This is a genomic window from Lactiplantibacillus paraxiangfangensis, assembly GCF_036246185.1.
Classification (GTDB): Bacteria; Bacillota; Bacilli; order Lactobacillales; family Lactobacillaceae; genus Lactiplantibacillus; species Lactiplantibacillus paraxiangfangensis.
Genome location: NZ_BTPW01000021.1, coordinates 1 through 14,158, shown reverse-complemented (window position 1 = coordinate 14,158; position 14,158 = coordinate 1). Strand labels below are relative to the sequence as shown.

Sequence of the window (14,158 nt, the reverse complement as noted above, 5' to 3'; positions counted from 1 at the left end):
TTACCGTGCTTTTAGTGATGTCATCAACAACAGGTTGACCACTTTCGGATTAGCTTGGCCGTGCGTCTGTTTCATGATCTGACCGACCAAGAAACCGACTGCCCGGTCTTTCCCATTCTTAAAGTCATCAATTGATTGTTGGTTGTTATCTAATACACCGTCAATGATTGGTTGTAACTTAGCAGGGTCTGATAATTGAACCAAGCCCTTGTCATTGACCCACTTGACTGGTTCGCTACCAGCCATGATTGCTTTGAAGACTTTCTTCGCGATTTTACTTGAAATCGTTTCATCAGAAATCATCTTAATCATGCCCGCCAAGTGTTCTGGTGTCAAGTCAGTTTGTAACAAACCGACCTTCTTATCGTTCAAGTAGGCGTTAACGTCCCCTTGCAAGTAGTTGGAAGTAAGCTTAGGATCAGCACCCTGTGCAACCGTTGCGTCAAAGAAGTCTGACATTTCCTTAGTCTGCGTCAAAACGCCCGCATCATAAGGGGTCAAGCCGAATTCGTTGATGTAACGTTCCCGCCGTGAGCCTGGCATTTCTGGAATCGTTGCTTGAACTTCTTGAATCCAGTCATCGTCAATATCTAAAGCAGGAATATCTGGTTCTGGGAAGTAACGGTAATCATCGCTACCTTCCTTGACCCGCATTAAGATGGTCTTTCCAGTGGTTTCGTCAAAACGACGCGTTTCTTGTTGAACTTGGCCACCAGACATTAAGACCCGTTGTTGCCGTTGTTCTTCGTATTCCAACGATTTACGGACGTAGTTGAAGGAGTTCAAGTTCTTCATTTCGGTCTTAACACCGTACTTATCGGAACCAGCTGGACGAATTGAAATGTTAACGTCGACCCGCATGGAACCTTCTTCCATCTTAACGTCGGAAACCCCGGTAAATTGAATCCGTTGCCGCAATGCTTCACAGTAAGCGTAAGCTTCTTCTGGTGAGGCGATTTCTGGCTTTGAAACAATTTCAATCAGTGGCGTGCCTTGCCGGTTTAAATCGACGTAGGAATAGTCACTTTCATGGGTGTTCTTCCCGGCATCTTCTTCGATATGCATTTCTTCGATACCGATTTTTTTCTTCTTACCGTCAACTTCGATTTCAATCCAACCATCGTGTGCAATTGGCTTGTCATGTTGCGTAATTTGGTAAGCTTTCGGGTTATCTGGGTAGAAGTAGTTCTTTCGGTCAAAATAAGTGTGGTGTTCAATGTTCGCATGCAAAGCAGTGGCTGCCTTGATACCAGCTTCAACAACACCCTTATTTGGCGTTGGTAATACCCCAGGATAACCCCAATCGATCACGTTCGTGTTGGCGTTTGGTTCGGAACCAAACTGCACGGGTGACGGACTAAAAATTTTGGAATTCGTCTTTAATTCAACGTGGACTTCCAGACCAATCGTAGTTACAAAATTCATTAGTTAGCACCTCCGACTTTAGGGGTTTGCTTATGAACGTCAGTGGCTTGTTCAAAAGCGTAACCTGCTTTATAGAGCGTACTTTCGTCAAACGCCTTCCCAATCAATTGTAAGCCGACTGGTAGACCATCCGCAAAGCCCGCTGGAACTGACATCCCTGGTAATCCAGCTAAGTTAACTGGAATCGTCAAGACATCGTTCATGTACATCGTAATTGGATCGGAGATTTCATCGCCAATCTTGAAAGCTGGCGTTGGGGCAACTGGTCCCATGATCATGTCATAGTCTTCAAAGACCTTATTGAAGTCGTTAATGATCATTGTCCGTACTTGCCCAGCCTTGTGGAAGTACGCGTCGTAGTAACCGGCGGACAATGAGAACGTCCCCAGCATAATCCGGCGCTTAACTTCGTCACCAAAACCTTCAGAACGGCTACGAACATAGACGTCTTCCAAATTCTTAACGTCGTCTGCGCGGAAACCATAACGAATTCCGTCAAACCGTTGTAAGTTTGATGACGCTTCTGAACTAGCAATGATGTAGTAAGCAGAAACACCGTAACGACTATTTGGTAGGGAAACTTCTTCCACCGTTGCGCCTAATTCTTCAAACTTCTTAACGGCGTTGTTGATTACTTCACGGACTTTAGGATCAATCCCTTCGTCCATGTATTCTTTAGGCAACCCAATCTTCATGCCCTTGATATTACCGTCTAATCCGGCCGTAAAATCAGGAACTTCGCGCTTAGAAGACGTGCCATCGTGTTGGTCGTAACCCGCAATCATGTTTAAGGCCGCGGCGTTATCCTTCACCGTCCGCGTCATCGGACCGATTTGGTCTAGTGACGACGCAAAGGCAATTAAGCCCCAACGTGAAACCCGACCGTACGTTGGCTTCATCCCGACAACCCCGTTGAAAGAAGAAGGTTGGCGAATTGAGCCACCGGTATCGGAACCGAAGGCAACTGGGACTTGGCCAGAAGCCACCGCAACGGCTGAACCACCGGATGAGCCACCAGGAACGCGACTAACATCCCAAGGGTTCCGTGTCACTTTAAACGCGGAGTTTTCAGTTGAACCACCCATGGCAAATTCATCCATGTTGTTCTTACCAATGATGACAGCGTCGTTAGCTTCCATCTTTTCAACAACCGTTGCATCGTAAACTGGGACAAAATGTTCCAGCATTTTAGACGCTGCGGTCGTCGTTAAGTCCTTGGTCACAATGTTATCTTTAACGGCAACCGGAATTCCGGCCATGATGTTATCGGGGTTGATCCCCTTAGCATCAATTTCAGCAGCCCGCTTTAAAGCGGCTTCTTCGTTTAAGTTCAAGAAGGCCCCAAGTTGGGGGTCAACTTCCCGTAAGTTTTCAAAAGTGGCTTTAGCGAGTGCTACCGCACTGATTTTTTTTGCGACTAAATCAGCATGTAAGCTGGTCAAATCTTGGTCGAAATAATTCATTATTCGCCGTCCCCACTTTCATCGATAATTGTTGGCACTTTAATTAAGCCATTGGCCGTTTCCGGTGCGTTGTTTAGTAATGCGCGGCGAAGTTGGTCGTCACTCTTTACGGCTTTATCTTCACGTAACGTTGCTTCACGTAACGTGTCATCGCTCAACCGCATCGTTGCGGGAACGTCCGTCGTATCAACTTTGCTTAATTCTTCAAACATTCCAATAATTTTTTCAAGTTGACCCGTAAAAGTCTCAAGTTCATTGGGGGTAAATTCAAGTTTGGCTAACCCCGCAACGTGTTGAACTTGGTCGGCATTAATACGTTCTTCAGCCATCAAATTTCCTTCTTTCTCAGATCTTACTTAATTTAGTTATTCCCTTGATCACTAAATACGTGGGTGTAATAAGAACTCCCCGTAGCGGTTCGAGCTAAGAAGCTTTGGACATCGCCATTGGCACTCTTAACCGTAATTTCAACTGGTACGCCCGATGGTAAGTAACGTTTTGCCGCCGTTGCCAAGTACTGCGTAAAGCTGATAATTTCGGTCTCACTGTAAAATTTCGTCGTGACATTAACGCTGAGCTTACTCAAAGACTTGTCTTTATAATGCGCGTTAGCCGTCACACCTGACAAGTTCGGGAAGAAGTTTTGAACGTGCGACTTGAACGAACTGAAATCAGATTCATCGTTGTTATTCGCACCCGCGTTCTTCGATTCCGAAGTTGCTGGGAAGACGTAATTATTCCAGTTCAATGATTTCCATTTAGCAACTGACGTTGAACCACTCTTAGACACTCCGTAGGCGATCATGTTCCCACCTACTAGACTATCATTTGACGATTGCTTGTAAAGCGCTAAGACGATTGGCACGTCTTTCAACGCAGACTTCTGCCGTAACCGTTGCAAAACAGTGTTGGCGTACTGTTTCCCTTTAGCCGTTAGTTCAGTCGTCGAAATGTTGGTTTCGTAAGTTGCGCCGTATTGGACCTTGGTGTAGTAGTCCACGGAATTCATCCCTAGTCCGATGGTGACCCCACCGAGGCTCAGTTTGCTTCCGTTTTGAATCATGTAATCTTGTTCTTCAAGTTGTTGTAGGTAGATTGGATTCCGCGTATTGGGATCCTTCTTACCGTTATTTTTAGGGTTTAAACCGGTCTTATTATTCTTAGAATAACGACCTAACCAATTTTCAACCGTTGACGAACTAATATATTGCCCTTCTTGGAAGACATATTTATTCGTTGGGAATTGTTTCTTTGAAACGTCTAATAAGCCCATTTCAAAACTCTTTAGGTTCATCACGTTATCATTTTGTGATACGTTAACGCCCCGTGACTTACTCGTCCGGTACTGCCCATTTTTAATGACCCCTTGATAAAAGTCACTGCCGGTCGAGCCCGTCGTCGTGGTCGTTTTCGAACCCGTCGTCGTTGTATTATTGCTGCTTGACCCAAAAGATGAGTTCTTTAAATTACCGCAGGCGGCTAGTGCGATGGCAACAACTGCCACCAAACCGATCGTGCGTATGCGTTTTACATTCACGCTTGCTGATCCTCCCTCATTGTCTCGTCGAACCTAGCTTCATCCCAGACGGGCACGTCAAGCTGTTGTGCTTTTTGCAACTTGCTTCCCGCATCCGTCCCGGCGATAACTAAGTCCGTCTTCTTTGAAACGCTCCCCGTTACCGTGGCACCGTGAGCTTGTAGCCAAGCGGTCGCGTCGCCCCTAGTAAAGCTTTGCAACTTACCAGTTAACACGACCCGCTTGTTGGCAAACCAACTGTCACTGTCTTCGGCAACCGTGGCACTCGGACCTTGATACGTTGTGTTGACATTCACAGCTTGTAATTCCGCAATCAACGTATGCACATCGTCGCTTCCAAAATACTGAACGACCGCGTTTGCAATGATATCGCCCATCGAATCAATCGCGGCGATTTCTTCTTGTCCCGCGGCCATCAAGGCTTCAATGGTCACAAAGTGCTGCGCAATCAAGCGGGCGACTTTCGCACCCACGTGTCGAATACCGAGGCCGAACAATAAACGTTCAAGTGAATTATTGCGACTACGGTCAATCGCTGTCAAGAGATTTTCTGCAGATTTATCTTTTATTTTATCTAAAGTGAGTAACTGATCCTTTGTTAAACGATATAACCCGGCAACGTCAGTCACGAGGTGGTTTTGATAAAGTTGGGCAATGATCCGTGGCCCCAACCCATCAATGTTCATCGCGTTTCTAGACGCAAAGTGGACTAAGCCTTCTTGGACTTGCGCCGGACATTTCGGGTTGATACACCGCAACGCCACTTCATCTTCTAAATGGACTAGTGGTGCACCACATGAAGGACAATTTGTCGGAATCGCTAATGGTTCGGCATCCTTGGGCCGTTTCGTTAAATCGACCGCCGAAATTTCAGGGATGATGTCCCCCGCTTTATGCAAGAGCACCGTATCCCCAATCCGAACGTCCTTAGCAGCCACGTAATCAGGATTGTGCAACGAGGCCCGCGCAACCGTGGTCCCGGCCAATTGAACCGGATCCATCACGGCAGTTGGCGTTACAACGCCGGTCCGGCCAACCGTCCATTCGACGTCCTTGAGCAACGTCGGCTGTTCGTCTGGCGGAAACTTGAAGGCGATGGCCCAGCGTGGCACTTTAACGGTCGCACCTAATTGTCGCTGCAATGGCAACGGATTAGCCTTAATGACGATTCCATCAATCCCGTACGCCAAGTCTGGCCGTTCGTTTTGATAATGGTCGATGTATTGGAAAACGTCGTCCATGGAGTGTGCAACCTTGAATGCTGGATTAATCGCAAAGCCCAGATCAGCAAATTCGGTCAGCATATCACTCTGAGTACGGGCCGTGATGGGCTCATAGTCAGCGATGTTATACATAAACGTGCTGAGTTGCCGTTCGGCCGTCACCTTGGTATCTAACTGGCGCAGTGAGCCCGCTGCCGCGTTACGCGGATTGGCAAAGACACTTTCACCAGCGGCTTCCCGGCGTTCATTTAACGCGGCAAACGCCGCTTTGGGCATGTAACATTCACCCCGAACGTCGATCGTCAGCGGTTTAGTCAGCTGATGCGGAATGGATTCGATCGTCATGATATTTTTTGTAATATCTTCACCGACCGTTCCGTTTCCCCGCGTCGAGCCTTGAACCAGCACACCGTTTTCGTACCGTAAGGATAAGGCTAACCCGTCGATTTTTAACTCACAGTTGTAATCAACCGGTTCACCAACGTTTTGGACGAGCCGATCGTTAAACTCTTGTAGCTCTGCTTGGGAAAAGACATCCCCTAAGGACAACATTGGAATTTCATGCTGCACCTTCGTAAAGCCGGCTTTGACCGTCCCACCAACTAACTGCGTCGGCGAATCCGGTGTGATCAACTGTGGAAAGGCTTGTTCTAACGCAACGAGCCGCGCGTAATTCCGGTCGTAAACGTCGTCTTCTACGTTGGGCGCATCGTTATCGTAATAATCCTTGCGCCACTGGTTCAATTGGACCCGCAAACCCGCTGCTTCAGTTTCCGCCGTGGACGCATCCATTGCGGTGATTGGTTGTTCTGCCATCAGCCTAGCCTCCTAGTACTTAATCTTGAACTTTTTCAATCGGTGCAAACGCCGCTAATAATCGTTTAATGCCTTCTGATTTGAAGGCAATGTCTAATTCAGCATCTTCACCGGCACCAGTCACCTTAACGACCGTACCAGTGCCCCACTTGCGGTGTTTGACCTTGTCGCCAATGCGCCAGCTGTTCTTATCCGCACCGGTTCCAGCGGCCTTCTTAACCGTTGCCCGAGTCCCAACTGGGTTCTTTTTATACGTTGGCGTAAAGGCCCGGCGTTCACGACTGTCACCAAATGGCACGGCCGGTCCGGTACTACTGCTGCCATCCAACGTATTTTCATTTTTAATTAAACTCTGATCAATTTCTTCAACAAACCGTGAAGCCGGGTTGTTTTGCCGCCGACCATAGAGCATCCGTGAGTAAGCGTTCGTTAAGTAGAGCTTCTTTTCAGCCCGCGTGATTCCCACGTAAGCCAAACGCCGTTCTTCTTCCAGCTCATCTTCGTCCATCATGGCACGCGATAGAGGGAAAATCCCGTCTTCCATCCCAATCAGGAAGACCACTGGAAATTCCAGCCCCTTAGCGGCGTGTAACGTCATCAACGTGACCGCCTGAGGTTCTTCTTCAACGTTATCCACGTCGGAAACTAAGGCTAAGTCAGCTAAGAAGTCCACGAATTTATCACTGTCTTCTTCTTCTGGCTGATAACTGTCATCAAATTGTTTCGTGACGGATAAGAATTCTTCGATGTTTTCAATCCGCGTTTGGGCTTCTAACGACTTGGAAGCTGCTTGGTCCTTTAAGGCTTTCATGTAGCCAGTGCGGTCCAAAACTTCGTTCGTTAAATCGGTTACTGACAAGTATTCGCGCATTGCACGTAACTCGTTCATCGTCGTTGCAAATTTTGCAAGCGAACCCTTGGCACGGGTCGAAATCCCGTTCGCCATGTCCACGTTGCTAGCAGCTTCTAACATTGAGTAGCCGGCTTCATCCGCAAACAGCCGCAATTTTTCGACACTGGTTTGCCCAATCCCACGCTTCGGTTCATTGACGACCCGTTCAAAGTTCATTGAATCCTGGTCATTAACAACTAAGGTCAGGTAAGACAAGACGTCCCGAATTTCTTTACGGTCGTAGAACTTATTACCACCGACCATGGTGTAAGGAATGTTGGCCTTGACTAGCGATTCTTCCATGACACGGGACTGCGCGTTGGTCCGATATAAAATGGCAAAGTCACCATAATCGAACTTCTTTTCCTGCATATTTTCTTGAATCTTAGAAATGACAAAGTGGGTTTCGTCACTTTCGCTCTGCCCACGGTAATACGAGATCAAATCACCCGTCGTGTTTTCCGTCCATAACTTCTTCGGCCGGCGCGTCGTGTTGTTGTTGATCACTTCGTTTGCGGCGGTCAAAATATTCTTCGTTGACCGGTAGTTTTGTTCCAACATCACCGTGTCAGCCTGTGGATAATCCTTTTCAAAATCTAGGATATTTTCCATGTTGGCACCCCGCCAACCGTAAATAGATTGGTCGGCATCCCCAACAACGCACAAGTTTTTGGACTTGTCGGCCAACATGTTGACCAGCGTGTACTGCGCGTTATTCGTATCTTGGTATTCATCAACGTGGATGTAATGGAACTTATTTTGGTACCATTCCAACGTTTCTTTATGTTGTTTGAACAACTGAATCGTCAGCATGATCAAGTCATCAAAGTCGACGGCTTGGTCCGCAGCTAATTCCCGTTGATATTGTAAATAAACGTCAGCCACAACGCTTTCAAACGGACTAGCTGCCGATTCTTTATACATTTCCGGCGTCTGCAAATCGTTTTTAGCGTTTGAGATTGCTGATAAAATCGACCGGGGATCAAACTTCTTCGAATCAATATTTTGTTCCGTCAAAATTCGTTTGACCAGCGTCCGCTGTTCACTCGTCCCGGCAATCGTAAATGCCCGGTTGTACCCAATCTGCTCAATGTCACGACGTAAAATCCGGACACAGAGCGCATGGAACGTTGAGACCCACACATCGCGTGCGGATTCTCCCAATAGTTTACCGACCCGTTCACGCATTTCACGTGCGGCCTTGTTGGTAAACGTAATTGCTAAGACGTTCCAGGGATTGACCCCTTGTTCTTCAATTAAATATGCTACCCGGTGTGTCAGAACTCGGGTCTTCCCCGAGCCAGCACCGGCCATAATTAGTAGCGGTCCTTCAGTGTCTAAAACGGCTTCCTGTTGCTTGTCATTCATTCCTGCCAATAGGCTTTCTTTCGACACGCTGTTCGCCACCCTTTCTAAAAATCAGTCACCAAATATTATAGCAAATTTTCGGCGTGATTGCTGGTTTTTAAGGCGCTATCACTCACATTAATCCCACTTATTTTTGAAACCGTGTTCGTATTTGTTCGGTCAATCATATCCGCCCGCTCCGGCGGTCAGAACCAGTGTGCTATGGGGGACAACCCAAAACAATTGCATTTTTGGCTTACCCCAGTCCCATGACTACATATAATCAGTAACCAAAGATTAAAAAGTCTGAAGTCACCTTCAACACCGTAACAGTACCGATAGTTATTCCGAAATTATCCGCTCCATTGAAAGTATCATTACTAATGCTATTATCGTTGGGATAGTCAGAGGCTGGCACTGATAACATCAGTCGTGACGGCAGTGTTGGGGCGACGTTTTTTACCGCCCTTACACTGCGGACGGTCCGGGACAATTGCGCATTTTGCAATCGTTCCGGGCGAGGGGCTAGACCGCCCCCCAGGCTAGCCCCGGTCCCACGACTGTATGTCATCAGTGCCAACCGGACTAACTAAAAAAGCCGTCAGTACGATACTGACGACAATTTTTTATTCAGTTGGTCTTTCATCCGAATTTTCTGAGCTGGGCGCGTTAAAATTCCAGATGTTCGTATCATCAATTTGTTCTAAGGCTTCCTTGACACTTGGTGCTTCCACTAACACGTGGCCCGCAACCGGCGTCTTGTCGGCTTGTAATAAAGTCCGGTGGTAAAAATTAAAGAACCAGTTCGTCTTAAGCTGCCACTGGGTCCGAATGCCACTTTCTTGAGCAGGGGTAAAGTAGACCGCAACGACCGGCATGAGTTGCTTGACCGGCATCAAAGGTAAGCCCGCAATGGCCCGCAAATGCTGTTCGGCCATGCTGATGTTTGTGGCACGCTCAAAGACGTACCCTGCTTGATGCATTGCGGGTACGATCCGCTTAACGTAGAGGTTACCACTCTTAGTCAGGAAGAACGCAACTTCAAAGATCCCCGTGTAGCTGAGGTTATCACTAATTTCCTTCGTGATTCGCATCATTTCATCGTTGACGGCCTGATCAATTTGGGCCGGAACAATCGTGGCCAAGAGTTCGTGGTCACGGTACCGGTTTTCCACACTCGGGAAGAATTCCGTACTCGTGGCGCTCTTCGCAACAAAAACGGAGAGTTCCTTGTCATAAGGAATTAGGGATTCTAACAGGTACGTTCCCCAATCTAAGAGGTCCGCGGCCTTCACGATGTCCGACTGCGTCTTAATCACTAACTGCCGATTTTGACCAAGTCCCTTTTGAATTGGTTTTAAAATGCTAGGATACCCGATCGAACCAATGGCTTGGTACACGTCGTCCAAACTAACGATCGTTGCGGACGGTGCCACGTTCAAATTCAACTGACTAAAGAAGGCGCGTTCAAGCGAACGGTCCTGCATAATTTCCAGCGCGTCGCCACCTTGAGGGACCCGGGTATGCGCTGATAAAAAGTTGATGACCGACGCATCGACGCTTTCAGACTCGTAAGTCACAATGTCACAACGTTCAGCAAAGTTTTGTAATTGTTGCTGATCATTGCGCGCTCCGACAACGCGAAAGTCTGCCAATTCCATGGTCTCGGTATTCTCATTGTCCCCGTATACGCCGACATTAATACCAGCATTGCGCGCGGCAATCACCAAACCAACACCATTAGTACTACTCCCAATGATGCCTAGCGTACCACCTGGGTTTAAAATCGAGTTGTCCACTTCAGTCCCTACTTTCTTAATCCATTTAACGATTACCACCGAATGCTAAAACCCGTTTAACACTCAGCTTTGAGTCTATATGTCATGGCCGGGCAAACACCCAGCCGTTTTTTAATTTCAAAAATTGCTTATTATTATCGTGAGCTTGATTCGCTAATTACCGCCTGCAAACAGCGACTATTTAGCGACGCCGGAACACGGCTTCTTGAGTTCACGCTGGTTCCGTTAGTTAATAATACTTGGTGCACGGAATGCATGCAAGTCCCAGCTTACATTTTTCGCCGGGCATTTCGATGACGGACCCGCTTGACCCAAAAGCCCCCAGAAATATAGCGTGGTTCGTAGGCAATGACGAACGCACTGGGCTCTTGTTCCTTGATCAAACCGTATAACCGCCGTTCATTCTTCCGTGGCGCTAAGATGTCCAGTTGCAGCCGTTCACCTTCTAGGCCGTACGCGATATGCTGGGTGACCCCAAAGCCATTTTCGCGTAACACTCCCGGTAACGTGGATTTCGGGTCAGGTAAGATAACCGAAATCATGGTATACCCTAGTGCCAACTTATCTTCAATCACCATGCCGACGTAGACCCCGACACCATAGCCGAGGGCGTAAACCACCAGGTTGATTGGATTATCGAGCCGATTTAAAACTAGTGACAGTCCTAAAACGTAAATTGTGATCTCAATCACACTGGTAAAAGCTGCAAAATATCGATACCCGCGCATGACGAGTAAAAATCGCAACGTGTTTAACGTAATGTAAACAAAGTTAATCACAAATATAAAGCCTAACATCCCAATATCAATCCGCATGGTTACCCCCGCTTTCTTGATCTAGTCCGTTTGTTCCGATGCAAAGTGTACCCGGTCATCATCGAATGATGTGATCTGGGCCAATGACTCTAACCGAACGCCCCGGTCTTCGACCAATTGATGCCCCGTCTGGAAGACCTTTTCAATGACGATTCCGACACCCATGACGTCAGCCTTAGCTTGGTCACAAATTTCAAAGAGACCTTGAACGGCTTGACCGTTTGCTAAAAAATCATCGATTAGTAAGACCTTATCACCAGCACTCAAAAACTTCTTGGCAATTGAAATGTGGTTAGACGTTTTCTTCGTATATGAATAAACTTCTGCGGTAAACAAGTCGTCAATTAGTGTCACAGACTTGTGTTTGCGGGCAAAAACAACCGGAACGTGGAGTGCTAACCCGGCCATCACTGCGGGAGCAATCCCTGATGATTCAACCGTAAGAATCTTGGTCACGCCGGCATCGCGGAACAAGTGGGCAAACTCAGTCCCGATACTAAACATCAAATCGGGATCGACCTGATGATTCAAAAAGTTGTCAACCTTCAACACTTCGCCAGGTAAGACCCGGCCATCCTTTAAAATGCGTTCTTCAAGTTCTCGCATGCAAAAATAACCTCCTAATAATAATAAGTATGTCTAATTCAACTATTACTCTCTATCATACCTTTGTAAGTCGTATTTTTGAATAATATTAATTATTTTTTGTGCGTAACTAGGATCCGTGGCGTATCCGGCCGTTTGCAGCGCCTTAGCGGCCGTTTGGTAGTCCTTAGCGTGAATGACTGCTGAATAGTGCTGCGCATCCCAGGGCGTCCCGTTAGCGAGCTTCTTGGCGTGGGCCACGAGGGAGTCGTGCCAGCTATCGTAAACGGCAAAGCGCCGTTTAACGGTGTGGTACGCCCCATCATAATACTCCTGCGTCGTCATCAACCGGCCCGCCTGGGTTGCGTAAGCTTTGACGCCAAACAAGTTATTATTTTCCGTGGCATTCGTGCTGCGTCCCCAATCAGATTCGAGGATGGCCTGGCTCAAACTGATACTAGCTAACACGTGGTAACGCTTCTGAATAGCTTGGGCAGGCGGTACTAGCTTTTGGATAAAGCCGCTATGGGTTGTGACCGCCACCGGTGTCGAAGTCGTCGGTTGCGCGTCAAAACTACGTTTGGCAATCCCACCGAGGACCACAACGGCGCCCAAGACTAGTAATAGGTTCAGCCATTGAATGCGCCCGTTTTTCACAAACGGACTCCGCCGTTTTTTTGAACGTCGTCGCGGACGTTTGCGTTTGGTTGCCATGGCTTTCCCCCTTCTATGTAAATGAACCACTAGTGAATCATACTCTATTTTACCGATTTTCATTCGAAAATTAAACGGAATGCGCCCCCCAACGCCTTACTTTTTTGCTAAAATGTAAGTGTTCTCAAATGATTCTTAGGAGGAATTTTTTATGGCAAAAACTTACCGGTGGGCCATTGTTGGTTTAGGCAACATTGCCCACAGTTTCGTGAAATATTTTGACCAACCCGACGGCGAGATCTACGCCGTCTGCTCACGCTCACAAGCCAAAGCGGACGCGTTCGCCAAGGATCACCAAATCCCCAAGGCGTATGGGAACCTCGATGATTTATTAAAAGACGACAAGGTGGACATCGTTTACGTGGCAACGCCCCATAACTACCATATCGACACCATTTTACCAGCGTTACGAGCAGGTAAACACGTCTTCAGTGAAAAGGCCATCACCATGTCCAGCGACCAACTGAACATTGCTAAGGAAGTCGCTGCTAGCAACCACCTGATTTTAGCAGAAGCCATGACCCTCTATCACATGCCACTGTACGAAAAACTGCACGAATTTGCAGCCGAACGACACTTAGGCAATCTCAAAATGATCCAAGCAAGTTTTGGGAGTTTTAAGGAAGCGGATCCGACTAACCGCTTCTTCAATCCAGACTTAGCTGGTGGCGCCTTACTCGACATTGGCGTCTACGCCCTCGCTTTCGTAGAAGAATTCTTAACGGCTAAACCCTACATCACGGGATCCACCATGCACCGCTTCAGTAGCGGCGTCGATGAATCCGAAACGATTACGTTACGTAACGCCAACGATGAACTCGCAACGGTTGCGCTGACTTTCCGAGCAAAGATGCCGAAACGTGGCATCGTCGCCTATGAAAACGGCTATTTCACCATTGACGCTTACCCTCGTGCTGACGAAGCCACGTTTACCGACAACACTGGTCACAGTGAAATCATCAAAGCGGGCGACTCAACTAACGCCATGAATTATGAAATTGCCGACATGCAGAAGATGATTGCCGGCGAACTTCACAATACCGGCTTAGCCAAAACTACGGACGTCATGGATATCATGACCGCTGCGCGTGCTCAGTGGGATTACCGTTATCCATTCGAAAATAACTAATTCAAATAAGTTATTATCTAAAAGCCGCTCCGTCAGACAGCGTTGCGTGCTGTGGGGGACGGTCGCAGCCACAGTGCGGTCTGCTCCCTCAATTCCAAGCCGACAGCCCACGTCTTTGAATCGCCCCGCAAGATTGGCGCAAAAACCACCCGCCAATCTTGCCGGCACAGCACACAACACTGTCTGCCTCCGCTAAAATAACTTCAAATCGACAATTTGTATTAAGCCAACAACACTTAATTTCCGGTTATTTTTCATAATTATTAAGCTAAAGCACACCAATCCATGTACTAGTCCCTGTCAAGTTGACAGGTGAAATAATATAATTTTCGAGTTCTGTCTAAGCGGCTTTGCCGCGGTATTCTACCGCGGTGAAGCCGCTTCTTTGTGTTGTCCGGTCAATGTAATTGAAG

Annotated in this window: 11 protein-coding genes; 1 reads left to right on the top strand and 10 read right to left on the bottom strand. The window is 47.5% G+C overall.

Annotated elements, in window-relative coordinates; all coding sequences use genetic code 11:
• The 10 genes from gatB to AAA939_RS11430 all read right to left on the bottom strand — a co-directional run bounded on the left by gatB (position 1) and on the right by AAA939_RS11430 (position 12,616).
• Positions 1-1,425: an Asp-tRNA(Asn)/Glu-tRNA(Gln) amidotransferase subunit GatB gene (gatB, locus tag AAA939_RS11475; protein WP_338210174.1), complete on the bottom strand. Its 1,425-nt coding sequence runs from the start codon at positions 1,423-1,425 to the stop codon at positions 1-3.
• Positions 1,425-2,888 carry an Asp-tRNA(Asn)/Glu-tRNA(Gln) amidotransferase subunit GatA gene (gene gatA, locus AAA939_RS11470; RefSeq protein ID WP_338210176.1) on the bottom strand — a complete coding sequence of 488 codons (1,464 nt, stop codon included), beginning with the start codon at positions 2,886-2,888 and terminating at the stop codon, positions 1,425-1,427. The genes gatB and gatA overlap by 1 nt, the downstream gene beginning before the upstream one ends.
• Complete coding sequence (gene gatC, locus AAA939_RS11465; protein ID WP_057705197.1) at positions 2,888-3,217, bottom strand: Asp-tRNA(Asn)/Glu-tRNA(Gln) amidotransferase subunit GatC; 330 nt, start codon at positions 3,215-3,217, stop codon at positions 2,888-2,890. Before gatC ends, gatA begins: the two co-directional genes overlap by 1 nt.
• Before the next feature lie 32 nt (positions 3,218-3,249).
• Positions 3,250-4,425 carry a CamS family sex pheromone protein gene (locus AAA939_RS11460; RefSeq protein ID WP_338230888.1) on the bottom strand — a complete coding sequence of 392 codons (1,176 nt, stop codon included), beginning with the start codon at positions 4,423-4,425 and terminating at the stop codon, positions 3,250-3,252.
• On the bottom strand, positions 4,422-6,464 hold the full coding sequence (gene ligA, locus AAA939_RS11455; protein ID WP_338210180.1) for an NAD-dependent DNA ligase LigA: 2,043 nt from the start codon (positions 6,462-6,464) through the stop codon (positions 4,422-4,424). The genes AAA939_RS11460 and ligA overlap by 4 nt, the downstream gene beginning before the upstream one ends.
• Before the next feature lie 19 nt (positions 6,465-6,483).
• Positions 6,484-8,751 (bottom strand): DNA helicase PcrA, encoded by a 2,268-nt coding sequence (pcrA, locus tag AAA939_RS11450; RefSeq protein ID WP_338210182.1) that lies wholly within the window; start codon positions 8,749-8,751, stop codon positions 6,484-6,486.
• 578 nt (positions 8,752-9,329) lie between these two features.
• Positions 9,330-10,502 (bottom strand): 5-(carboxyamino)imidazole ribonucleotide synthase, encoded by a 1,173-nt coding sequence (locus AAA939_RS11445; protein WP_338210213.1) that lies wholly within the window; start codon positions 10,500-10,502, stop codon positions 9,330-9,332.
• Between the two features lie 269 nt (positions 10,503-10,771).
• Positions 10,772-11,317, bottom strand: a complete 546-nt coding sequence (locus AAA939_RS11440) for a DUF2179 domain-containing protein (protein ID WP_338230887.1) — start codon at positions 11,315-11,317, stop codon at positions 10,772-10,774.
• A gap of 21 nt (positions 11,318-11,338) precedes the next feature.
• Positions 11,339-11,923, bottom strand: a complete 585-nt coding sequence (locus AAA939_RS11435; RefSeq protein WP_338210185.1) for a xanthine phosphoribosyltransferase — start codon at positions 11,921-11,923, stop codon at positions 11,339-11,341.
• A gap of 45 nt (positions 11,924-11,968) precedes the next feature.
• Complete coding sequence (locus AAA939_RS11430; RefSeq protein ID WP_338210187.1) at positions 11,969-12,616, bottom strand: glycoside hydrolase family 73 protein; 648 nt, start codon at positions 12,614-12,616, stop codon at positions 11,969-11,971.
• A gap of 151 nt (positions 12,617-12,767) precedes the next feature.
• Here AAA939_RS11430 and AAA939_RS11425 point away from each other — a divergent pair, with 151 nt between their 5' ends.
• Positions 12,768-13,745 (top strand): Gfo/Idh/MocA family protein, encoded by a 978-nt coding sequence (locus AAA939_RS11425; protein WP_338210188.1) that lies wholly within the window; start codon positions 12,768-12,770, stop codon positions 13,743-13,745.
• The last annotated feature ends 413 nt before the right edge of the window (positions 13,746-14,158 follow it).

Bases quoted from the DNA above. Each gene is read 5' to 3' on its own strand.
- gatB (WP_338210174.1), bottom strand. From the start codon at position 1,425: ATGAATTTTGTAACTACGATTGGTCTGGAAGTCCACGTTGAATTAAAG.
- ligA (WP_338210180.1), bottom strand. From the start codon at position 6,464: ATGGCAGAACAACCAATCACCGCAATGGATGCGTCCACGGCGGAAACT.
- AAA939_RS11425 (WP_338210188.1), top strand. From the start codon at position 12,768: ATGGCAAAAACTTACCGGTGGGCCATTGTTGGTTTAGGCAACATTGCC.
- AAA939_RS11440 (WP_338230887.1), bottom strand. From the start codon at position 11,317: ATGCGGATTGATATTGGGATGTTAGGCTTTATATTTGTGATTAACTTT.
- AAA939_RS11430 (WP_338210187.1), bottom strand. From the start codon at position 12,616: ATGGCAACCAAACGCAAACGTCCGCGACGACGTTCAAAAAAACGGCGG.
- AAA939_RS11435 (WP_338210185.1), bottom strand. From the start codon at position 11,923: ATGCGAGAACTTGAAGAACGCATTTTAAAGGATGGCCGGGTCTTACCT.
- gatA (WP_338210176.1), bottom strand. From the start codon at position 2,888: ATGAATTATTTCGACCAAGATTTGACCAGCTTACATGCTGATTTAGTC.
- gatC (WP_057705197.1), bottom strand. From the start codon at position 3,217: ATGGCTGAAGAACGTATTAATGCCGACCAAGTTCAACACGTTGCGGGG.